15 protein-coding genes are annotated in these 20,533 nt (G+C 61.7%); 9 read left to right on the plus strand and 6 right to left on the minus strand.

What is annotated here, in order from left to right:
• Window positions 1–42 precede the first annotated feature (42 nt).
• From istA to IC757_RS09295, 3 genes are all read left to right on the plus strand, one after another.
• Complete coding sequence (gene istA, locus IC757_RS09285; RefSeq protein WP_190974039.1) at window positions 43–1,569, plus strand: IS21 family transposase; 1,527 nt, start codon at window positions 43–45, stop codon at window positions 1,567–1,569.
• Window positions 1,556–2,296, plus strand: coding sequence for an IS21-like element helper ATPase IstB (gene istB / locus IC757_RS09290; protein WP_190974040.1), 741 nt, complete (start codon window positions 1,556–1,558; stop codon window positions 2,294–2,296). The genes istA and istB overlap by 14 nt, the downstream gene beginning before the upstream one ends.
• A 178-nt stretch (window positions 2,297–2,474) precedes the next feature.
• Entirely contained in the window at window positions 2,475–3,644 is a 1,170-nt protein-coding gene (locus IC757_RS09295) for an IS4 family transposase (protein WP_190974041.1), read from the plus strand.
• A 138-nt stretch (window positions 3,645–3,782) separates the two neighbouring features.
• On the opposite strand, the gene IC757_RS09300 is transcribed toward IC757_RS09295, so the two are convergent.
• Window positions 3,783–4,451, minus strand: coding sequence for an SDR family oxidoreductase (locus IC757_RS09300; protein ID WP_190974042.1), 669 nt, complete (start codon window positions 4,449–4,451; stop codon window positions 3,783–3,785).
• 117 nt (window positions 4,452–4,568) lie between these two features.
• Here IC757_RS09300 and IC757_RS09305 point away from each other — a divergent pair, with 117 nt between their 5' ends.
• The 3 genes from IC757_RS09305 to IC757_RS09315 are packed head-to-tail and all read left to right on the plus strand — an operon-like array spanning window position 4,569 to window position 6,783.
• Window positions 4,569–4,889 carry a hypothetical protein gene (locus tag IC757_RS09305; RefSeq protein ID WP_190974043.1) on the plus strand — a complete coding sequence of 107 codons (321 nt, stop codon included), beginning with the start codon at window positions 4,569–4,571 and terminating at the stop codon, window positions 4,887–4,889.
• Window positions 4,890–4,907: 18 nt separating this feature from the next.
• A complete protein-coding gene (locus IC757_RS09310; RefSeq protein ID WP_190974044.1) occupies window positions 4,908–5,888 on the plus strand; it encodes an agmatine deiminase family protein in 981 nt (326 codons plus the stop codon).
• A gap of 10 nt (window positions 5,889–5,898) precedes the next feature.
• Window positions 5,899–6,783, plus strand: a complete 885-nt coding sequence (locus IC757_RS09315; RefSeq protein WP_190974045.1) for a carbon-nitrogen hydrolase — start codon at window positions 5,899–5,901, stop codon at window positions 6,781–6,783.
• A 358-nt stretch (window positions 6,784–7,141) separates the two neighbouring features.
• On the opposite strand, the gene IC757_RS09320 is transcribed toward IC757_RS09315, so the two are convergent.
• Genes IC757_RS09320 through IC757_RS09335 form a run of 4 tightly spaced genes read right to left on the minus strand, consistent with a single transcriptional unit; the run spans window position 7,142 to window position 11,114 of the window.
• The gene (locus IC757_RS09320; RefSeq protein WP_190974046.1) at window positions 7,142–7,729 is read right to left on the minus strand and encodes an NAD(P)H-dependent oxidoreductase; all 588 of its coding nucleotides are present in this window, start codon (window positions 7,727–7,729) and stop codon (window positions 7,142–7,144) included.
• Entirely contained in the window at window positions 7,726–8,340 is a 615-nt protein-coding gene (locus tag IC757_RS09325) for an N-formylglutamate amidohydrolase (protein ID WP_263405551.1), read from the minus strand. The genes IC757_RS09320 and IC757_RS09325 overlap by 4 nt, the downstream gene beginning before the upstream one ends.
• A gap of 53 nt (window positions 8,341–8,393) precedes the next feature.
• A complete protein-coding gene (locus tag IC757_RS09330) occupies window positions 8,394–9,641 on the minus strand; it encodes a glutamate-cysteine ligase family protein (RefSeq protein WP_190974048.1) in 1,248 nt (415 codons plus the stop codon).
• A gap of 6 nt (window positions 9,642–9,647) precedes the next feature.
• The gene (locus IC757_RS09335) at window positions 9,648–11,114 is read right to left on the minus strand and encodes a RimK family protein (RefSeq protein ID WP_190974049.1); all 1,467 of its coding nucleotides are present in this window, start codon (window positions 11,112–11,114) and stop codon (window positions 9,648–9,650) included.
• Between the two features lie 219 nt (window positions 11,115–11,333).
• Here IC757_RS09335 and IC757_RS09340 point away from each other — a divergent pair, with 219 nt between their 5' ends.
• Entirely contained in the window at window positions 11,334–12,542 is a 1,209-nt protein-coding gene (locus IC757_RS09340; protein ID WP_190974050.1) for a TraB/GumN family protein, read from the plus strand.
• Window positions 12,543–12,557: 15 nt separating this feature from the next.
• Here the strand turns inward: IC757_RS09340 and nhaC are convergent, their stop codons facing one another.
• A complete protein-coding gene (nhaC, locus tag IC757_RS09345) occupies window positions 12,558–14,030 on the minus strand; it encodes a Na+/H+ antiporter NhaC (RefSeq protein ID WP_190974051.1) in 1,473 nt (490 codons plus the stop codon).
• Window positions 14,031–14,214: 184 nt separating this feature from the next.
• Between nhaC and IC757_RS09350 the strand changes: the two genes are divergently transcribed.
• Window positions 14,215–16,911, plus strand: a complete 2,697-nt coding sequence (locus IC757_RS09350) for a DUF349 domain-containing protein (protein WP_190974052.1) — start codon at window positions 14,215–14,217, stop codon at window positions 16,909–16,911.
• A 92-nt stretch (window positions 16,912–17,003) separates the two neighbouring features.
• On the plus strand, window positions 17,004–20,507 hold the full coding sequence (dnaE, locus tag IC757_RS09355; RefSeq protein WP_190974053.1) for a DNA polymerase III subunit alpha: 3,504 nt from the start codon (window positions 17,004–17,006) through the stop codon (window positions 20,505–20,507).
• Window positions 20,508–20,533: the final 26 nt, after the last annotated feature.

The following is a 20,533-nucleotide window of genomic DNA, read 5'->3' on the forward strand; positions in this document are numbered from 1 at the left end:
GCCAGACAAATAAGCCGGGACAGATCATTGAAGGAGTGGGTTGTGATTCACAAAATCAAAGCATTACACGATCAGGGGCGGGGCCTATCGGTCCGGGCGATCAGCCGGGAACTGGGCATTGCCCGTAACACGGTTCGCAAGTACCTGAGACTGAACGAGATGGCGATCAGCCAGGCCCAGGAGGATCCCTCGCGTAGCAAGCGTCTGGACGAGTATCGAGATTTCCTCATCCACCAGCTCAAGACGTATCCCCGGCTGAGCGCCATCAAGCTGGCTCGGCGACTGCGTGAGAAAGTGGGCGAGTTGCCAGCCTCTGAGCGTAGCCTGCGCCGCTACGTGCGAGCACTCAAGGAGCAAATCGCCAACGGCCAGACTCGTTATTACGAGCCGGTGGTTGACGCCGTACCCGGCGTTCAGTGCCAGGTTGACCCCGGCGAGCTGCGCGGAGTGATGATCGCAGGGGTGGAGCGGGTGGTCTACTTCGTGGTCTTCGTTCTGGCCTGTTCACGGCTGATGTACGTGGGGGTGCGATTCCAGCCTCTGGACACCGAGGCGTTCATCCAGCTTCACGACGAAGCCTTCCGCTACTTTGGTGGTGTGCCTGAGGAGTGTGTATACGATCAGACCAAGCTCGTGGTGATCCACGAGCGGTACCGAGAGCTGACGCTCAATCAACGCTTTCACCAGTACGCCACGACTGCCGGTTACCGGATCCATGCCTGCGAGGGCTATGATCCCGAGAGCAAGGGCAAGGTGGAGGCCGGGGTCAAGTACGTCAAGCAGGACGCCCTTTACGGGGAGTGCTTCGAGAGCGAGACGGCGCTGTGCCAGCACCTGCAAGGCTGGTTGGAGGCCGTGGCCAATGTTCGCAAGCACGGCGCCACCGGTCGCCAGCCGCGGGCCCACTTCGAGGCCGACGAGCGCGCACACCTGCGTCCCTACATTGTGGCGCAAAGCCTGCTTCAGGCTCGCCCTGACCACGAGACCCGCCGGGCCGACAAAACCGGGCTGATCTCGTGGAAAGCCAACAAGTACTCAGTGCCCCTGCGCTGGCAGCGGGCCCAGGTGGGTGTCTCTGAACAGGAGGGGCACCTGCATATCCATGACCTGGAGAGCGGCGAGCACATTGCTGAGCACGTGCTGTGTCTGGAGAAAGGCCGCACGATCAAGAACAACCACCACTACCGGGATCCGGCCCAGCGCATCGCGGATCTGGAAGCGGCCATCTGCCAACAGCTGCCCGACGGTCAGGGCGAGACGCTGTGCCACCTGCTCAAGGTGACCTCGCCGAGGATCTACAAGGACCAACTGGCAGGCCTGCGTGATCTGCTCAACCGGCATGGACCCGTCGACGCCGAACTGCTGCAGACACTGACTCAGCAGCCCCGGTTGACCGCCAGCACCGTGCAACGCTACCTGGAGGCGTGGCAGCAAGCTCGAGACCGCGGGCGAGCCCCCGATACCAACACAACGCCTGATCACGAGGACCGAATGCCTGTCTCGGCCCTGCAAGCCTATGCTCAGGTTGGCCGCTCCAGTGGCCAGGAGGTGACCCATGAGTCGGCTTGAACAGACCCAGTCCCAGTACCGCAGCCTGCGCCTGAGCGCCACCGCCGGGCACCTGGGTGAGCTGCTGGCCCAAGCCGAAGCCAACGAGCTGTCCTATCTGGAGCTTGCCCGGCAGATCGCCGAGCACGAGCTGGCCGAGCGCACCCGCCGCCGCATCGACCGGCACCTGAAACAGGCACAGCTGCCGGCGCACAAGCCGCTAGAAGCGTTCGACTACCGCCACCAGACCACCATCACCAAGCGTCAGGTCAGCGCCCTGCTGGACTTCGGCTTCATCGATGAGCGCCAAAACCTGGTGTTCATCGGTCCGCCCGGGGTGGGCAAAACGCACTTGGCCATCGGCATTGCTCTGAAGGCCATTGAAGCCGGCTACAAGGTGCTGTTCCGCACGGCACTGGCGCTGGTCGAAGACCTGGAGCTGGCCGAGATGAAAGGTGAACTGAAAAAACGGCTGAGACAGTTGGGTAAGTACGATGTGCTGGTGATCGATGAGCTGGGCTACCTGCCCATGACCCGGCAAGCCCGCTACAACCTGTTCCAGCTGATCAATAGCCTGTATGAGTACCGCTCAATCATCCTGACCACCAACAAGGACTTCAGCAACTGGGGAGCCTTCTTCCACGATGACGCCGTGGCGGTACCGATCATTGACCGCGTCATCCACCACTCACACATCTTCATGCTGGGAGGAGAGAGCTATCGCTTGAAACAGAAAACCACGAGCTAGACGACACACGGTGGGTCAAAATAAATGGCCAAAAGTGGGTCAAAATAGATGGCCATTGACATGAATCCCGAAAATCGCATGTTTTACAGCACATTACAAGCGGAAAAAGGTGTCCCCGATTTGAACGCGGAGTTCGCGGTGTATAACCAAGCCGATACCGTGCCCTCCGGAGTGGCAAATGAACATCGGCAAGACGCTTTTTGCTCAGATTATGGATTTCCTTCCCTGGAAGACTTTCCACCGCACCGTCGACCGATACGACGGCAACCGGCGAGTGCGAACTCTGAGCTGCGCCGAACAGTTCCGCTGTATGGCCTTTGCCCAGCTGACCTACCGCGAGAGCCTGCGGGACATCGAAGCCTGTCTCCAGGTTCAGTCTGCAAAGCTTTACCACATGGGCTTTCGCCAGCCGATTCGTCGAGCAACTCTTGCCGATGCAAACGAGTCGCGAGATTGGAGAATTTACGGCGACTATGCCCAGCATCTGATTGCACAAGCGAGAAGCCTCTATGTCGACGAATCCATAAGCTCGGGTCTTCCCGATACGGTTTACGCACTCGACTCAACCACCATCGACCTATGTCTGTCGATGTTCCCATGGGCACCATTTCGCACGGCAAAAGCGGCAGTCAAACTTCATACCCTGCTGGATCTGCGCGGATCGATTCCCAGCTTCATTCATATCTCCGACGGCAAGCTGCACGACGTCAATGTTCTAGACTTGCTGATTCCGGAGGCAGGTTCGTTTTACGTGATGGATCGGGCCTACCTGGACTATGCTCGACTATTCAATCTGGCCCAGGCCGGCGCCTTCTTTGTAATCCGGGCCAAATCAAACCTGGACTTCCGGCGGGTCTATTCTGCTGCTACAGATCGGCAAGCTGGGCTGATCTGCGACCAAACTATTGCGCTCTGCGGCCAGCGTCCAAGCAAGTACTATCCTCAACACTTGAGACGCATTCGCTTCAAGGACCCGGAAACCGGAAAGACCCTGGTATTTCTCACCAATCAGTTCCAACTCCCGGCTCTTACGATCTGCGCGTTGTACAAAAGCCGGTGGCAGGTCGAGCTGTTCTTCAAGTGGATCAAGCAAAATCTCCGTATCAAGTGCTTCTTCGGCCGATCGGAGAACGCAGTCAAGACACAAATTTGGATTGCTGTGTCGACCTATGTGCTGATCGCCATCATCAAAAAGCGTTTGGACCTCGATATTTCGCTGCACGCAATGCTACAGATTATCTCCATAACTGTATTTGAAAAAACACAGTTGAAACAGGCGGTTACGATCGACCGAAGCGATCTGGATCAGATCAAAGACGGTAACCAATTGAATCTATTCGGCTTTTAAACCGGACACTAGTGACTTAACACCTAAAACCTAACACCCATCTCCCAACCCGCCCCGCAAGGCAACACGAATCACTCTCCCTCAGACGCCCGACCACGCCCGCCCCTTTACACTTCACACCTCACACTTAACCGCCCCTCACCACGGCAAGGTCTCTCCGTTGGCATGGCGAAAGCTGCCAGTGTTCTCCATACTCAACTCTTCGATGCGTTCCAGCAGGCCGGCGGCTGCTTCGGCCGGCTCGATGTCGCCGCGGTTGCCGGTCATGCCGGTGCGCACGTAGCCCGGGTGCAGGAGTCCGACGGCGATGTTACGGTCTGCCAGTTCATGCGCCAGGCTGACGCCGGCGATGTTGACTGCGGCCTTGGACATCCGGTAGGCGTAGGCGCCACCCGAGGAGTTGTCGGCGATCGACCCGACCCGGGAGGAAATGATGACCACCCGGCCGCCATCGTTCAGATGATTGCGCAGTGTCTGCGTGACCCGCAGGGGCGCCAGGGAATTGACTTCGTACTGCAGCCGCCAGTCGTCCAGCTCATCCTCGATGGTGTCCAGGCTGGACGGCACCAGGACTCCGGCATTGTTGACCAGCAGGTCAATGCGCGTGCCGCGCAGGCGATCAGCCAGGTCTGCCAGTCCCTCTGAGTACGTGATGTCGACCCCCTCCTCGACCTGCGCTTCGGCGGCATTGAGTTCGGGCGAGGACGTCCGGCATACGGCAACGACCCGGTAGCCACGATCAGATAGCTGGCGGACCAGCTCCAGTCCGATGCCACGATTGGCACCTGTTACAACTGCCGTTCTCATGCGATACCGCTCCTTTTGTGCAGAAAAGTCTGAATACCAACTCCTTATGCTACTATTTTTGTGTGACCTGACCATCAACTCCCCGGCAAACCGGGGCCAACCAACCGAGGGATGACCATGTTCGGAACGACTAAGGGCAAACTGATCTGGGGGGTCGTTTTTCTGGCGATGATTGGTACCGCGGCAGCCGATGTGCTGCTGATCGAGAAGGTGAGAGAACGCATGGCTCGTAATCTGCCGGACAATGGCCTTAGCATGTCCCAGGTCGAGCAGCGGTTCGGTGAACCCTTGGAGCGTCGCCCTGCCGTGGGCGAGCCTCCCATCACACGCTGGGACTACGAGGATTACAGCGTATTTTTCGAGCACGAACTGGTTATCGAGAGCGTGGTTCATCACGAAGCCGTGGTTCGCGAAGCGGAAAGGCGCAACTCGCCATAAAGGACAGGATGATTTGCGGTGTCGCATACCGAGTACAGACTGCCGGCTGAATGGGAACGACAAAGTGCGACCGTGCTGGCCTGGCCGCATGAAGAGACGGACTGGGCGAACTGCCTGGACGAGATCCGGCACGAGTACCTTCACCTGATTGATGCCATCCTGCCTCGTCAGCAGGTCATTCTACTCACGCACCCGGGTGATACCAGCGCACGCAAGGTGCTGGGCCGCCGCGCACGCCTGCACATGGTCGATATTCCGTTCAACGACACGTGGTGCCGCGACTATGGCCCCATCACCCTGGTTGGGCCCGAATCGCGCCTGGCCCTGGATTTCAATTTCGATGGCTGGGGCGGCAAGCACCCGGCGGCACTGGACAATCGCGTCAATACGCAACTGGCGCGGCACCACCTTTTTTCCAGGCTGGACTTCCGTCAGTACCTGTTCGAGCTGGAGGGGGGCGCGATCGACAGCGACGGACGTGGCACCCTGCTGGTCAACTGGCACTGCATGCATGCCCGCCACTCGCACCTGACCCGCGGCGAGATCGAGCACGAACTGCACCAGTTGCTCAATATCGACCATGTCATCGGCATCGACATCGAACCGATGAGCGGAGATGACACCGACGGTCACATCGATACGCTGACCCGCTTCATTTCCCCGGACATCCTGGTCTTTCAACTCCAGGCCTCAGAGAAACGCAATCAACAGTTGCGCGACCAGCTCGAAGGCCTGCGAAGCGCCGATGGCCAGGCTTTCGAGCTGTATGCGCTGCCCCATGCCGAAGATATCAATGCGGATCTGCCGGCAAGCTACGCCAACTTCCTGTTCGTCAATGGCGCCTGCCTGGTACCGGCATTCGGCAGCGACCACGACGAGGTCGCGCGCGGCATTCTGGCCGACCTGCTCCCGGATTTCGATGTCCGTTCCGTGCCCGCCGGCATCATGATCCGGCAGTCCGGCGGCCCACACTGCGCGTCCATGCATATTCCGGCCTGAGCGTGCAGGCATGAATCGAATCCTGAGAATCGCGCTGATTCAGCACGCCATGAGCCCGAATGCATCGGACAACCGGCGCATCAGCGCCGAGGGCATTGTCCAGGCGGCCCGGTCCGGCGCCGAACTGGTCGTGCTGCCCGAGCTTCATGCCAGTGAGTATTTCTGCAAGTACCAGGATCCAGACCTGTTCGACCTGGCCGAGCCACTGGATGGCCCCAGCGCCAGCATGTTGTCGGAAGCAGCGGCCGAGCATGGCGTGGTCGTGGTCGGTTCGATCTTCGAACACCGCGCACCCGGGCTTGCCCACAACACCGCCCTGGTGTTCAATGACGATGGTTCACGCGCCGGCATCTATCGCAAGATGCACATACCCGATGATCCGGGCTACAACGAGAAGTTCTACTTCACCCCCGGGGATCTGGGCTTTGAGCCGATTGAAACCAGCATCGGGCGGCTGGGCGTGCTGGTGTGCTGGGACCAGTGGTACCCGGAAGCCGCACGGCTGATGGCTCTGGCCGGCGCCGAAATTCTCCTCTACCCCACCGCCATCGGACTGAACCCGGAAGACGACGAAGCGGAACAGCTCAGGCAGCTTGATGCCTGGCGCACGCTGCAGCGTGGTCACGCGGTCGCCAACGGCATTCCGGTGGCAGCATGCAACCGCGTAGGATTCGAGCCCGACCGGTCCGGCAACAACCTCGATGCGGAATTCTGGGGCCACAGCCTGGTCATCGGCCCGCAGGGCGAGATCATCGACGAAGCCGGCACGGAGGCCGAAGTCCTGATCGTCGATATCGACATGGGCCGCAGCGAACGGGTCAGAAGAATCTGGCCGTTTCTCAGGGACCGGCGGATTGATGCTTATGGGGATCTTCTCAAGCGCTGGCGAAAGTGAGGAGAGTGACGGGCGGCATCCGGTCGAGCACGGGCTGGGCGAGTGATCGACCGAGTTGACTCGTATGGGCCGGGTGGCCCTTGAGTCGACACGATTGGCACGTTGCCGCCCAGAGGTTGATCGGCTTCGACAAAGCCTTTGGTGTATCGGATGGACCGGGATGGCTCAGGTGGTACAACCGCCACTCGCCCAGCCCGTGCTCGACCGAATACCACCCGTCATGAGAGGTAGAAGAAGGCTTAAGAGCGAAATGCCGGCACCGTCTCCCACATAGAGTTATACACCTACTCCCACACGTCAGGTGGTGAGCGGTCTTGCCCGGCCCCGGGCAAGACCGCTCGCCACCCAGCCCCCATCCCTATGCCCCGCGATGGCCCAGCGACTCGATCCGTTGCAACCACCGTTGCCGCCCTTCCGGCTTTCCGGCATTGGCCAGGCCGACGAAACAGTGCTTGACCGGCTTGATGCCGCAGAACTTCAGGATATTGCGTTTAAGGTTGCGATAGCCATGGGCTCCGAAGTACCAGCGATAGAACAGGCCCGGCATGCCCATGGTGATTATCACGCGTGCCGACTTGCCCTTGAGCAATCCACCCCCCGGCCCTTCGCGAGCCTCCTCGTCGAAGGCAAACCCCGGTCTCAGCAGTTGTTCCAGAAAGGCCTTGACCATGGCCGGCATGGTTCCCAACCAGAGCGGAAAGATCAGCACCAGGTGGTCGGCATTCCTGACTTTTTCCTGGGCCTGGACGATATCGTCGGCGACTTCCGTCTGCTGCCAGTCGGCTTCACTGGTCAGCATGGGAAAGTCCAGCTGCGAAACGATCACTTCGTCGATGGTGAAACCCGCCTCTTCCGCCCCCTTGCGATAAGCGGCGGCCAGGCCGTGACAGAAATGAGAGGTCTCCCGATCAGGATGCCCCTGAATGATCAATATGCGTCGGTTCACGATAGCGTCTCCTGTTCCACGAATTCGGCCAGCTCCTGCAGCAGACTGGACCAGTCCCCGCGGTCGCACAAGGCCTGATTGATTTCCAGCTCCACGCTGATCAGTCGCGATTCCGGCAGGAACTGCCGATGCTGCTGCCCCATGCCATTGCTGCTACCCCGGTATGGATAGTTCCTTCGCACACGCAAATCCGGCAGATGCGAGCGAATCCTGGCGGCCAGCCCCCCGCACCATTCGCGTTCATGCTTTCGTGCCGGGTCATAGAGCAGGCCGATATCCGCATGGCGCTCCCTGCCCTCAAGAACCGGCACAAAACTGTGACAGGCCAGATGCAGTATTCGCCCGGGCAGCGTGTTCAGATACATGCGATAGCGACCCCAGTGGGGATGCCAGTATTCGAGATCCAGCCGATGCCTTTCTGCGGCCGGAAGCCGGCGAGTAAACTCCGAAAAATGTTGCCGATGGTCCGCCGAGCGGTTGAGGTCCACCAGCAGGCGCGTGACTCTGCCCACAAGCAAGGGCGCTTTGAGCCGCTGCGCCAGCACCTCGGCCACCTGCAGCGAGCCGCGATCGTATCCGCGATGGCTGTCGAGCTCTGACTCGTGCCCCAAGAACAAGTGCCGCCACTGGACGGGCACGAAGCTGCTGGCATGTTCGCAGCTGATCAAATACGAAACAGGTGATTGTTCTGGAGGCATTCCGCCATCTCTCCATAGACCTTCCTGATTGCAGAATCGGTAGCGGTCGGTGTCAAGCGACCGACAATGGCCTCCGCCAAGGAGCCTCGGTCGACAATGCGCTCCATGATCTCAGCCATCGGACTGCCTTCCATCAGGCCATCGGCAAGCAGATGCTGCCAGCAGGCCTGGCCAGTCATGGGCTGAACCAGACCAAACAGCCTAAGGTAATCGAGATCCTCGATCATGCCCTGGCCACCGTGCCGCGCGAGCTGGAACAGCACTCGCGACATGTTTCCATGATCAAGTGCCTGTTGCCGGTCAAAATGTGCCTCAGGGGCGTCGTAGAAGCGACGAACCAGCCTTGTCAGGGCATCAGCCACCGCCAGGTCCGCGGCGGGGCATTCCTGCACGTCGACCAGCCGGATTTCAATGGTTTGTCGCTCGAATCGGGCAATGGCACCCCGTGAATTGAGCCAGTCGTCGGTCAGCAGGCCGTGCGGATCACGGGGTGCGATGGCCCGGTACATCGGGTGCAGAATGTGCTCATGATATTGCGCGATGCCGGTCACCGCCTCAGGCACGATCAGGCCGGCTATCTCGGGGATGGCGCCCTGATTGCCACGATAGTGGAACAGGCGACGATCACACCAACCGGTCAGACGCCCCTGCTCCAGCGGGGAAGACGCGGCCAGCGCCGGAATCAGTGGCAGCACCACGCGAACGGCCGCATGCAATCGGCGAAACTCCGCTTCGTTGGCAAACGGCAGATTGATGTGGGTGGACTGAAGATTGGACCAGCCATGGCCGCGACAACCGAATATCCGGTCGTAGGCATCATAGATTTCGTTCTGACCATGCGACCACAGGACGGTGTCCGCATGCGGATCAAACCAGGGATGCATGGCGGTAGGTAGCAGCATGGCATCGTGAGCAGCCAGCCGGCCGTTGATCTCTTGAATGGCCCGGGCAAACAGGCTGTCGAGGGAATCCAGCCCGGGCGCCGGCCCGTTGGTCTTGAGCTCGATGACGTGAGCGGCCAGCTCGTTGGACCAGGCAACAGGGCCCTGAGCAACCTCGTTGACGACCGTTCCGGCATCATCGCGCAGCAGGCGATCGGCCAGTGGCCTGGCCGAGAGACTCCGGCGATCGACGATCATGTACTCCAACTCGATTCCATAGCCGGTGAATGCCGACAGATGCGGTTGCGGTGTGATCGGATTCAGAACCGGCATGTTGTTTCAATTCCCCAGTTTTCGCGCGGTCACGCGCTTGAGGAATACCGCCATGATCTCTTCATACAGCCTCTTTCCCACGACCGCATCTTCGCAACCGGCGTCAAGAGACGGATTGTCGTTGACCTCGATGACGACCACCCGACCATTGACCTCCTTGAGATCAACACCGTAGAGCCCATTGCCGATCAGCCCGGCCGCCTTGAGCGCGGCCCTGATCACTGTGCCTGGAACGTCATCCACACTGAGGGTGTCGGCCATACCCTCCAGGATGCGATTGCCCTTGTGCTGAATGATCTGCCAGTGTCCGCGGGCCATGTAGTAGCGACAGACGTACAGGACACGACCATCGATCACCCCGACGCGCCAGTCAAACTCGGTCGGCAGGTACTCCTGGGCCACGACCATGTCCGAGCCGTTGAGCAGCTCTCTTATCGACCGGCTCAGGGATTCAGCATCGTCAACTCGCACCACACCCCGAGAAAATGCACTGTCTGGCTGTTTGAGCACCACCGGCAGCCCCAGCAGAGGCTCGATCTGGTCAGCATTGTCACGATGAACCAGCAGCGTCCTGGGGACAGCCACCCCATGCCGTTGAAGCAGTTCGGCCAGGAAGACCTTGTTGGTGCATTTGAGTATGGAATCCGGGTCGTCCATGACCACGAGGCCCTCGGCCATGGCCTGGCGGGCAAAGCGGTAGGTGTGGTGATTCACGGCCGTGGTCTCGCGGATAAACAAGGCATCAAACTGGGCCAGCCTGCCGATCTCCTCGGGGCCGATGAAATCGACCTGGAAACCACAAGCCTCGCCGGCACGCTGGAAACGCGCAAGCGCCCGGGCATCCGATGGCGGGCTGGTTTCCTCGGGATTGACCAGCACGGCAAGGTCGAAGCGGCTCTGGTTGCGACTGCGTCGCGCCGGCCGCGGGCGCTTGCCGGAAAAGTAAAGTTGTGCTGATTCAGCCACGAAATCCATGTGCTGAGATGGAATCTCGCTGAAGGGAATGGGCGCAATTCGACGAAGCACCCAGCCATCGCGTCCACGCAGAAAGCGGGCTCGCAACAGGGGCGCTGGGAACAGATTGAACAAGGCCCGGGCCAGACGATCATGGCGACGCGCAAGGTTGCGACCAAAATACACGCTCAAGTCGAACTGGTCCGACTGCAGAGGCTTCAAGCTGCGGTCGATCAAACGTCCAAGCTCCGAGGTCGTCAGGCGCACCAGATTCTGAGCCCGAAAATCCAGCAACGTGGATACGGAAGGCAACGGTTTGTGGCCGCGCGCCTCGGCCAGAAGCGAGACGTAATAACCGTTGGACTGATAGCCGTAGCTGCGGCAGAGGTTGAACACACGGGTTGCGCGCCTTTCAAGCCAGGCAGGGTCGGCGAGGTATTGCCGGGCGCTGACCTTCTCGACCCCATGGATCTCCAGAGGCCAGTCACCGGCACTGGAGAGCACAATCAGCTGGCGCATGACAGCGATAGACTTCGGCACTCATTCAGACGCCAGCGCGCTGGGCTCAACATTGGCTTTGAAGCCTTCACCGGAGAAACACCTCGCACCCGGTCCATGAAGGTTTGATTATGAACCTCATCCATTCTTTCGACCAGTAGTCGCTGCACCCTTAGATTCCAGGGGAAAATCCGCTACACTGCCCCGCTGTCCTGCCTGCAACGACCACCGACCATCACGATGACACCGGAACACAAGGAACTGTTTGCCGGAGAGCCGGTCGAGCACGTCCAGCGAGACGGCGTGGACTATGCCCTGCTGGGCACGGCCCATGTCTCCCGGACCAGCGCCGAAGCGGTTCAGAGACTGCTGGAGAGCGGGCACTACGATGCCGTGGCCATCGAGCTGTGTGCATCGCGCTACCAGAGCCTGACCCGCGACAATGCCTGGCGCGACATGAACCTGTTTTCCATTATCCGGCAAGGCAAGGCCGGGATGATGATGGCCTCGCTGGCACTGTCGGCCTACCAGAAGAGAATCGCCGAACAGTTCGGGATCGAACCGGGTGCGGAAATGAAGGCCGCGATCGAGGCCGCACGCAAGGCCGGCTTGCCCGTGCAGCTCATCGATCGAGAAATCGGCATCACGCTGCGACGTGCTTCAAGGCGGCTGTCGCTGTGGAAGCGCTGGCTGATGATCAACGGCCTGATCGTGTCCATGTTCAGTCGCCAGGAGATCCCCGAGGAAGACATCGAGCGACTCAAGCAGGGCGACCTGCTGACCGAGACTTTCAGCGAGTTCTCCGACACGTCCCCCGAACTCTACGAATCGCTGATTGCCGAGCGCGACGAGTACATGGCCGCCCGGCTGCGCCAGGAGAATGCCGGGCATGACGGGCGCAAGGTGCTGGCCGTGCTGGGCGCCGGTCACCTGGCTGGCACCGCCAGGGAGCTTTCGAGTGACGGTGACCCGGCGCAGAGCGTGGAAAGACTCAATGCCATGCCGCCGCCATCGAAGTTCCTCAAGGCCCTGCCCTGGGTCATTCTGGTCGCGGTTCTGACCGGGTTCGGTTTCGGCTTCTACCGCTCGCCGGAACTGGGCTGGGCGCTGGTGGCGACCTGGGTGGTGATCAACGGCACGCTGTCGGCCCTGGGTGCCCTGCTGGCACGCGGCCATCCCCTGACCGTGCTCAGCGCGCTGGTGGCCGCGCCACTGACCTCGCTCAATCCAACCATCGGGGCCGGCATGGTGACTGGCGCGGTCGAGGCCACCCTGCGCAAGCCCAAAATGGCAGATTTCGAGGCCCTGCGCGATGACGTGGTCAAGTTGTCGGGCTGGTGGACCAACCGCGTTTCTCGGGTTCTGCTGGTGTTCTTCCTGTCCAATCTGGGCTCGGCGGCCGGCACCTGGATTGCCGGCTTCCGCATGGTGCAGCAACTGATGAGCTGACCCGGCTCAAACCGGTCAGGCCGCGCCAGGTTGCCTGACCGCGGCGTCGTCTGCTGACTCATCGAGCCGCAGGATCTTGAAGTCGAACACCGCGTACAGAATGCTGATAACCGGCACCAGCAGCAGGAAGAAGGCGAATGGCGCGTAGGCCAGCGGGCTGACGCCGAGCACGCCGAACATGAATACGCCACAGGTATTCCAGGGCACCAGCGGTGAAGTGATCGTCGCCCCGCCCTCCAGGCTGCGCGACAGCACCCGAGGGTCAAGTTTGCGCTCGCGGAATTCGGCGCGGAACATGCGGCCGGGCAACACGATGGCCATGTACTGGTCGGCGGTCAGCACGTTGGTGCTGAAGCAGGTGACGATGGTGGTCGCCACCAGCGACGCGGTCGAGCGCACCATCCTGATGACCCCGCTGAGAATCTTTTGTAGCAGGCCCGTGGTCTCCATGACCGCACCGAAGGTCATGGCACAGATCACCAGCCAGACCGTATTGAGCATGCTCGACATGCCGCCGCCGCTGAGGAGGCTGTCGAGCGCATCGTCGCCGCTGCTGATCACGATACCGTCGGCCAGCGCCAGCCAGGCCAGCTCGATACCGGCCACCAACCCTTCACCATCGGCCATCGCCGCGACCCGGTCGGGCTGAAACAGGATCGCCCATACCGCACCGAGCATGGCGCCGATGAAGATACTCGGCAGCGCGGGCTGCCGGGCAACCGCCAGCCCGAACAGCACCAGCAGGGGTATGAGCATGAAGATATTGATGTTGTAGAGCTCGACAAGCTGATCCTGCATGGCCACCAGTCCACCATCGTCGGCACTGCCTCCCGCGCCCAGCCCGATCAGCGTGTAGCCGATCACGGCGATGATGAGTGCCGGCAGCGCCACCCAGGTCATATAGCGGATGTGGGCAAACAGCTCCGTACCGCTGACCGCGGGCGCCAGGTTGGTGGTGTCGGAAAGCGGCGACATCTTGTCGCCGAAATAGGCGCCGGAAATGACCGCCCCGGCGGTAATGGCCAGCGACAGGTCCAGGCCCGCGGCCACCCCGATCAATGCCACGCCGATGGTGGCCGCGGTGGTCCAGGATGAGCCGATCGACAGCGCGACAATGGCGCAGATCAGGCAGGCGGCGACATAGAACCAGTCCGGACTGAGCAGTTCCAGCCCGAAGTAGATCAGCGTCGGCACGATGCCGGCCAGCAACCAGGTTCCGATCAGAGCCCCGACCACCAGGATGATCAGAATCGCGCCCAGCGCCAGAGAAATGCCGCGCACGATGCCATCGAGCATCTGGTTCCAGCTCAGCCCGTTGCGAAAGCCGACCAGGCAACCAATGGCAGCGGCAATCAGCAGGGCAATCTGGTTGGGTCCATAAGAAGAATCGTCCCCGAACAGGACCACGGAAGCCACCAGCATGGCAATCAGAGCTGTCAGTGGCAGCAGGGCCTGCAGCCAGGACGCTTGCCGGGTATTTTCGGACATGGCGTTATCGAATCCTTGGTTGTTATCGTTTGCAAGCCTGGCCGGGCCTGAGACTCGCCGAAGCCGGCACTATGGTACATCGCCCGTTGCCTTCTCGGCCAAACCCTCCGAATCCGGCCTGCCGCGGGGGCGCTGCTGGGGTAATCTATCCTACAGGCAGCTTCGGATCAAAACATTTACCCTCATGGCCATCAAGCTCAGATCAAGACTGTTCGGAAAGCCCGCCTGGCAACACCGCGACCCGGACATCCGGGCCCGGGCCGTTGCCGAAGACAGCGACGCCGAACTGGCAAAACACCTGCCCCATCTGGCCCAGCATGACGAATCGCCGGCAGTGCGCCTGGCCGCGCTCCGGCGTATCGATACCGAGCCTTTCTGGCTGGACGCAAGACTGCGCGGGGACGACCCCGACATCCTTGATGCTGCCGATGAGTTCCTGAGACGTTCGGTACTGCGTGAAACCGCGCCCGATCGGCTGCAGGAACGACTGGAGTGGTTCGGAAAGCAAACGGATTCAGACTTCATCCGTCGCATCGCGCGTCAGGCACCCGACGAGGCCCTGCGCGAGGCAGCCCTAGAGCGAATCGACTCCCCGGGATTTCTCGGCGACTGCTTCATCAAAGAGTCCAGCGACCGCCTGGCCGACAAGGTGCTTGAACGCATCAGCCAGGAATCCACGCTGCAGCGCCTGGTGGATTCGCTGCGCCGAACCAGCAAGCGTCGCGCGCGGGCAGCGGAACGCCGTCTCGCCGCCGTGGCCGCCGAGGTTGGTCACAGCGAGACGATCGGCCAGATCGCGACTCGCGTGGTCGAGCGCGCCGAGGCCATGGCGCGTGGCAGCGGGCATGGCGACCGGCGTCTGGAGCTGGAACGACTCGAGACCCGGTGGAATGAACTCGACGCCGTTCCGGAGTCGCTGCAACGCCGGTTCGACGGCGCCGTCAGCATTATTCAACGCGCACTTGATCGCCCTGCGCCGCCTGCACCGGCCAGTACGCCTGGCCCCGAGACGCAAGGCAGCGACGAGCCCCGGGCGGTGTCGCCCGACCTGGATGCGCTGGCCTGGCGGATCAGGCAAGTGGGCCAGAGTGCCACGCCGGCTGCTGCGCGGGAGCTAGTGGCCGATTGGGATCGAGCCTGGAATCAGGTTTCATCGCCCAGCGGACCCGAACAGGCACTGCGCGAAGAAATGCTGCCCCTGCTGCGAGAGCTCCAGAAACAGCACGGCGCAACCCAACTGCCACCATCGAAACCCGCGAAAGACGATGCAATCGACGTGAGCGTGTTTGACCAGCGCCTGGACCAGGTGGGCGAACAGCTCGAACAGGGCGACATGCCCGCTGCCAGTGAAAGCCTGCGTGTCCTGCGCAGCGAGCTGAAACAACTGCCGGCACGGCAACGCCCGGAAGCCATCGTGGGTCGCCAGCAGCGCATGGAGGGCCGGCTGCGTGAGATGCGCAACTGGCAGCACTGGTCGAACAACAAGATTCGTGACGAGCTGATCGACCGGGCCGAACAACTGGCCGGGGGTGATTCCCATCCGGATGCCGTCAGTTCCGAACTGAAAGCCATCCGTGCCGAATGGCAGCAGCTTGAATCACTGGAGGTACTGCCTGGTGACCGTCGACGATTTGCGGCCCCGCCTGGCCAATGGCGACGCTTCCAGGAAGCCTGCAAGCAGGCCTTCGACCAGGCCCGTCCGTTTTTCGAGAAACGCAATGAACTCAAGGAAGAGAACCGGCAGGCTCTGAGTGCTTTCATCGACCAGGTTTCCCGGGCGGTCGAAGGCAGCGAGACCGAGGCGGGAACACTCAAGGAGTACCTGCGAACGGCACGCCAGGCCATACGGCAACTGGAAGACCTGCCACCGAAGTTCCGCGGCCGCGCCGCCGCCGACCTCAAGCGTCTGATGAGCAGAATCAACGAGCGCCTCGACCAGGCCAGCGAGGAAGTCGAACGGATCAAGCGCGGCCTGGTGGCCGAGGCCCGGGAACTGGCTCGCGAATCCGATCTTGCCAGCGCCATCGAGAAAGCCAAGGCGCTGCAGGCACGCTGGCAGCGCGCCGGCCAGGCACGTCGACGTGTGGACCAGGCCCTGTGGAAAGCCTTTCGGGAGCCGATCGACCCGCTGTTCGAGCAGCTTGAGTCACAACAGCGTGAGCGTCGAGAGCAGCATGAAGCCAACCGTTCAGAGCTGGAATCCATCTGCGAACAACTCGAATCCCTGGCCCAGCTCGGTGATCAGGACATCACCCAGGCCGATGGGCGGCTGAACGGACTTGTCGATCAATGGCAGGAGCACAAACGCCACCCCCGAGACCTGGAACAGCGCTTCGAGCGAGCCCAGCGTCGCTTCGAACAGCGCCTGGTCGACCTGCGGCTCAAGGACCAGGAACGTCGGCAGCAGGCACTTGAGCGGCTGGCCTCGGCCCTGCAGACCGCATGGCAGGACTTCGAAAATGGTCGGGACGCCGCATCCGAGATACTGGATGAATCAGAACTGTTGAAAGACGATGGCATGGCCCGCACCCTGCTCGAGCGCCTGAATCGTTTGCAGTCGGCGGATTCCGGTCGTGAAGCCTGGCTACGGGAGGTGGCGGATCAACACGACCGGGCCCGCCAGGTGGCCGTTGAGATGGAGTTTCTTGCCGGGCTGGAAACCCCCGCCGGTGACCGGCAACAGCGCATGGACTACCAGGTCAGCCGCCTGGCACGTCAACTGGGCGAGCGCGATGCCGGCCCGGATCTGAACCAGGAGTTTCACGAACTGTGCGAGCGCTGGTATGCTTCCCACCCCCATCCGTCCGAGCACCATGCCGAACTGAGCGAGCGATTTGAACGCTGCCGCAAGGTTCTGCAGGCCATGGTCCGAACCGGATGAAGCGGCTTGCCGGATTGCCCTGAACGTCACTGTCGGGACCATCGGAGGCCTGACTCCGTGCCCCCCGGCCTGGTATTAACTGGAAGCGATACATGTCCGAAACCACCCGCTCCGGATCGTCCTTCGTGCATCTTCGGCTGCACACCGAGTACTCGCTGGAGGACGGCATGGTGCGAATCGGCGACCTGGTGGAACGGGCCGCTTCCCTGGGCATGCCGGCCGTGGCCGTCACCGACTGGCACAACCTGTTCGGACTGGTCAAATTCTATCGTGCCGCAATCGCGCGGGGCATCAAGCCCATCGCCGGTGCCGACATCCGCATCCAGGACCCTTCGCAGGCCGATGAGGCCAGCGTACTGACCCTGCTGATCGAGAACCGCGAAGGCTACCTGAACCTATGCAGGCTGCTCTCTCGCAGTTTTCTGGAGGGTCGATACCGTGGACAGCCCCGGGTTCACCCGGCCTGGTTGCGCGACCACACCGCGGGGCTGATCGCATTGGCCGGCCGTGCTTCGGCCGCCGGGCAAGCGCTGGCACGGGGCCGCAACGAGCTGGCCAGCCGTGAGGCGGACAGCCTGCTGGCCCTGTTCCCCGACCGGCTCTACATCGCTCTGGAGCGCCTGGGCCGCGAAGGCGAGCGGCCGATGGAACACGCCCTGCTCCGGCTGGCGGTTGAAAGACAACTGCCAGTGGTTGCCAGCAATGATGTGCGCTTTCTCGATGCGTCCGACTTTTTTGCACACGAGGCCCGCGTGTCCATTAACCAGGGCCGGCTGCTCGACGACAAGCGCCGCGCAAGAGAGTATATCGATCAGCAGTACCTGAAGTCTCCCGAGGAAATGCAGGAAGCCTTTTCCGACCTGCCCCAGGCCCTGGAGAATACCGTTCACCTCGCTCGCCGATGCAATCTCGAGCTGACGCTGGACGAGTATGCCCTGCCCGCTTTCCCGGTACCCGAAGGGCAGACCGAGGCCGAGTTTCTGCGAGACATGGCTGCTGAAGGGCTGGACCGGCGGCTGGAACGCCATGGCCTGGCACCGGACATGACACGGGCCGACTACGACCAGCGACTGGAGCGGGAGCTGGACGTGATCAACTCCATGGGGTTTCCGGGCTATTTCCTGATCGTGGCCGACTTCATCACCTGGGCCCACAAGAATGGTGTGCCGGTGGGGCCTGGCCGAGGCTCTGGTGCAGGTTCTCTGGTCGCATGGACCCTGGGAATTACCGGCCTGGATCCAATTCGTTACGAGCTGCTTTTCGAGCGATTTCTCAACCCGGAGCGTGTCTCCATGCCGGACTTCGACGTGGATTTCTGCGTCGAGGGACGCGACCGCGTGATCGAGTACGTGGCCGAGCGCTACGGCCGCAACCAGGTCTCGCAGATCATTACCTACGGCACCATGGCGGCCAAGGCCGTCGTGCGTGACTGCGGCCGGGTGCTGGGCTACAACTACGGCTTTGTCGACTCCATCGCCAAGCTGATCCCCAACAAGCTGGACATGACGCTGGACAAGGCGCTGGAGGAAGAACCGGAACTCAAGACCCGCTATGAGCGCGAGGACGACACCCGCGGCATACTCGACCTGGCGCGTTCACTCGAAGGCCTGGCGCGCAACGCCGGCAAGCATGCCGGCGGGCTGGTCATCGCACCCAGCGACCTGACCGACTTCACCCCGCTCTACACCGAACCCGACGGGCATTCGGTACTGACCCAGTATGACAAGAACGATGTCGAATCAGCCGGGCTGGTGAAATTCGACTTTCTCGGACTGCGCAACCTCACCATCATTGACTGGACACTCAAGGCCATCAATGACACCCGGCGCAAATCCGGGCAGGAACCGCTGGATCTGGATGATCTGCCGCTCGACGACCGCGAGGCCTTCAAGCTGCTGCAGGCCGCGCACACCACGGCAGTTTTCCAGCTCGAGTCAGCCGGCATGAAAGAGCTGCTGAGAAAACTCAAGCCCGACAGCTTCGACGATATCGTCGCCGCTGTAGCGCTGTATCGCCCCGGCCCGCTGGATGCCGGCATGGTGGACGAATACATCAATCGCAAGCATGGCAAGGCCCAGGTCAAGTATCCCCACCCGCTCTGCGAGCCCATACTGGAACCCACCTACGGGGTAATTCTCTACCAGGAGCAGGTCATGCAGATCGCCCAGGAGCTGGCCGGCTACAGCCTGGGCGGAGCCGACCTGCTGCGACGGGCGATGGGCAAGAAAAAACCGGAGGAAATGCAGCGGCAACGCGAGATCTTCGTCAAGGGTGCCGCCGAGAACAACATCCCCGCCGAACAGGCCGAACCCATCTTCGACCTGATGGAGACCTTCGCCCGCTATGGCTTCAACAAGTCTCATTCGGTTGCCTATGCACTGGTGGCCTATCAGACCGCTTGGCTGAAGGCACACTATCCGGCCGAGTTCATGGCCGCGGTCCTGTCGGCCGATATCGACAAGACCGACAAGATCGCCAACCTGATCGAGGACTGTCGACTGATGGAACTCGACATCCTGCCGCCCGATGTCAATCACTCGCACTATCGCTTCCAGGTCGAGGACGGCGCCATCCGCTACGGACTGGGTGCACTCAAGGGCGTCGGTCGGGGTGCCGTGGAAAACCTGATCGAGGTGCGGGAACAGGTCGGAGGCTTCTCCTCGCTGGGCATGCTGTGCCGAGAAGTCGACCTGTCGCGCCTGAATCGCCGTACGCTCGAAACCCTGATCCGTGCCGGTGCCGCCGACAGCCTGCATCCGAACCGGGCCGCACTGATGCAGGCGCTTCCCGACGTGATCAGCGAGGCCGAACGCTTCCAGGCCGACCGTGCCGCCGGCCAGAGCAGTCTGTTCGGCGGGGTTCCGGCTTCAGGTACTCCTCTGAAGGAGGAAACCGAGCGCCCCCTGCCCGTGGTTGCCGACTGGACCAACCGCCAGCGACTTCGCGCCGAAAAGGAAACACTGGGCCTGTACCTGTCCGGTCACCCGATGGACGAGGTACGCGGCGAATTGGCCGATGTCACCACCACAGCACTGGAGAACATCGGTCAGCGCCTCGGCGGCAACGGCTCGGAGAACCGGGGGCGAGGTCGCAACCGAGGCGTTGAGATGACATTGGCGGGGCTGGTCGTGGCCATCCGTCGACGCCCCGGAAAGGGGGCTTTCGTGGCCATCGATGACGGCACGGCACGACTGGAAGTGGCCGTGTTCGATACACTCTATAACCAGGTCGCCGAGCAGATCGTGGCCGACGAAATCGTGGTGGTGCGCGGGCGCGTGGAAGTCGATGACTTTCGTGGCGGCTATCGCATGGTCGCCGAGGAAGTACTAGATGTCGACCAGGCACGCGAACGCTTCGCCCGCGGGCTCGAGCTCGAACTGATGGATCCCGACACCGAGTTCGATCAGGACCTCGCAGCCGCGATGCAGCCCTACCGCAGCGGCAAGACCCCGGTCATGGTGCACTTCAGAAACGAACAGGCCCAGGCCCTGATTCGGCTGGGAAACGAATGGCAGGTAGCCCCGTCATCGGAGTTGCTGGCCGCCTTGTCGGGACTGCCGGGCGTGACCGGCGTGCGCTTAAGATACAACCATTGACTTGGAACGAACGCAAGCCATATTCA

The organism is Wenzhouxiangella sp. AB-CW3 (assembly GCF_014725735.1).
In the GTDB taxonomy this organism is placed as follows: Bacteria; Pseudomonadota; Gammaproteobacteria; order Xanthomonadales; family Wenzhouxiangellaceae; genus Wenzhouxiangella.

Bases quoted from the DNA above. Each gene is read 5' to 3' on its own strand.
- IC757_RS09330 (WP_190974048.1), bottom strand. From the start codon at position 9,641: ATGCCGGTTCTGAATCCGATCACACCGCAACCGCATCTGTCGGCATTC.
- IC757_RS09335 (WP_190974049.1), bottom strand. From the start codon at position 11,114: ATGCGCCAGCTGATTGTGCTCTCCAGTGCCGGTGACTGGCCTCTGGAG.
- IC757_RS09305 (WP_190974043.1), top strand. From the start codon at position 4,569: ATGTTCGGAACGACTAAGGGCAAACTGATCTGGGGGGTCGTTTTTCTG.
- IC757_RS09340 (WP_190974050.1), top strand. From the start codon at position 11,334: ATGACACCGGAACACAAGGAACTGTTTGCCGGAGAGCCGGTCGAGCAC.
- IC757_RS09315 (WP_190974045.1), top strand. From the start codon at position 5,899: ATGAATCGAATCCTGAGAATCGCGCTGATTCAGCACGCCATGAGCCCG.
- IC757_RS09350 (WP_190974052.1), top strand. From the start codon at position 14,215: ATGGCCATCAAGCTCAGATCAAGACTGTTCGGAAAGCCCGCCTGGCAA.
- IC757_RS09300 (WP_190974042.1), bottom strand. From the start codon at position 4,451: ATGAGAACGGCAGTTGTAACAGGTGCCAATCGTGGCATCGGACTGGAG.
- istB (WP_190974040.1), top strand. From the start codon at position 1,556: ATGAGTCGGCTTGAACAGACCCAGTCCCAGTACCGCAGCCTGCGCCTG.
- dnaE (WP_190974053.1), top strand. From the start codon at position 17,004: ATGTCCGAAACCACCCGCTCCGGATCGTCCTTCGTGCATCTTCGGCTG.
- IC757_RS09295 (WP_190974041.1), top strand. From the start codon at position 2,475: ATGAACATCGGCAAGACGCTTTTTGCTCAGATTATGGATTTCCTTCCC.
- nhaC (WP_190974051.1), bottom strand. From the start codon at position 14,030: ATGTCCGAAAATACCCGGCAAGCGTCCTGGCTGCAGGCCCTGCTGCCA.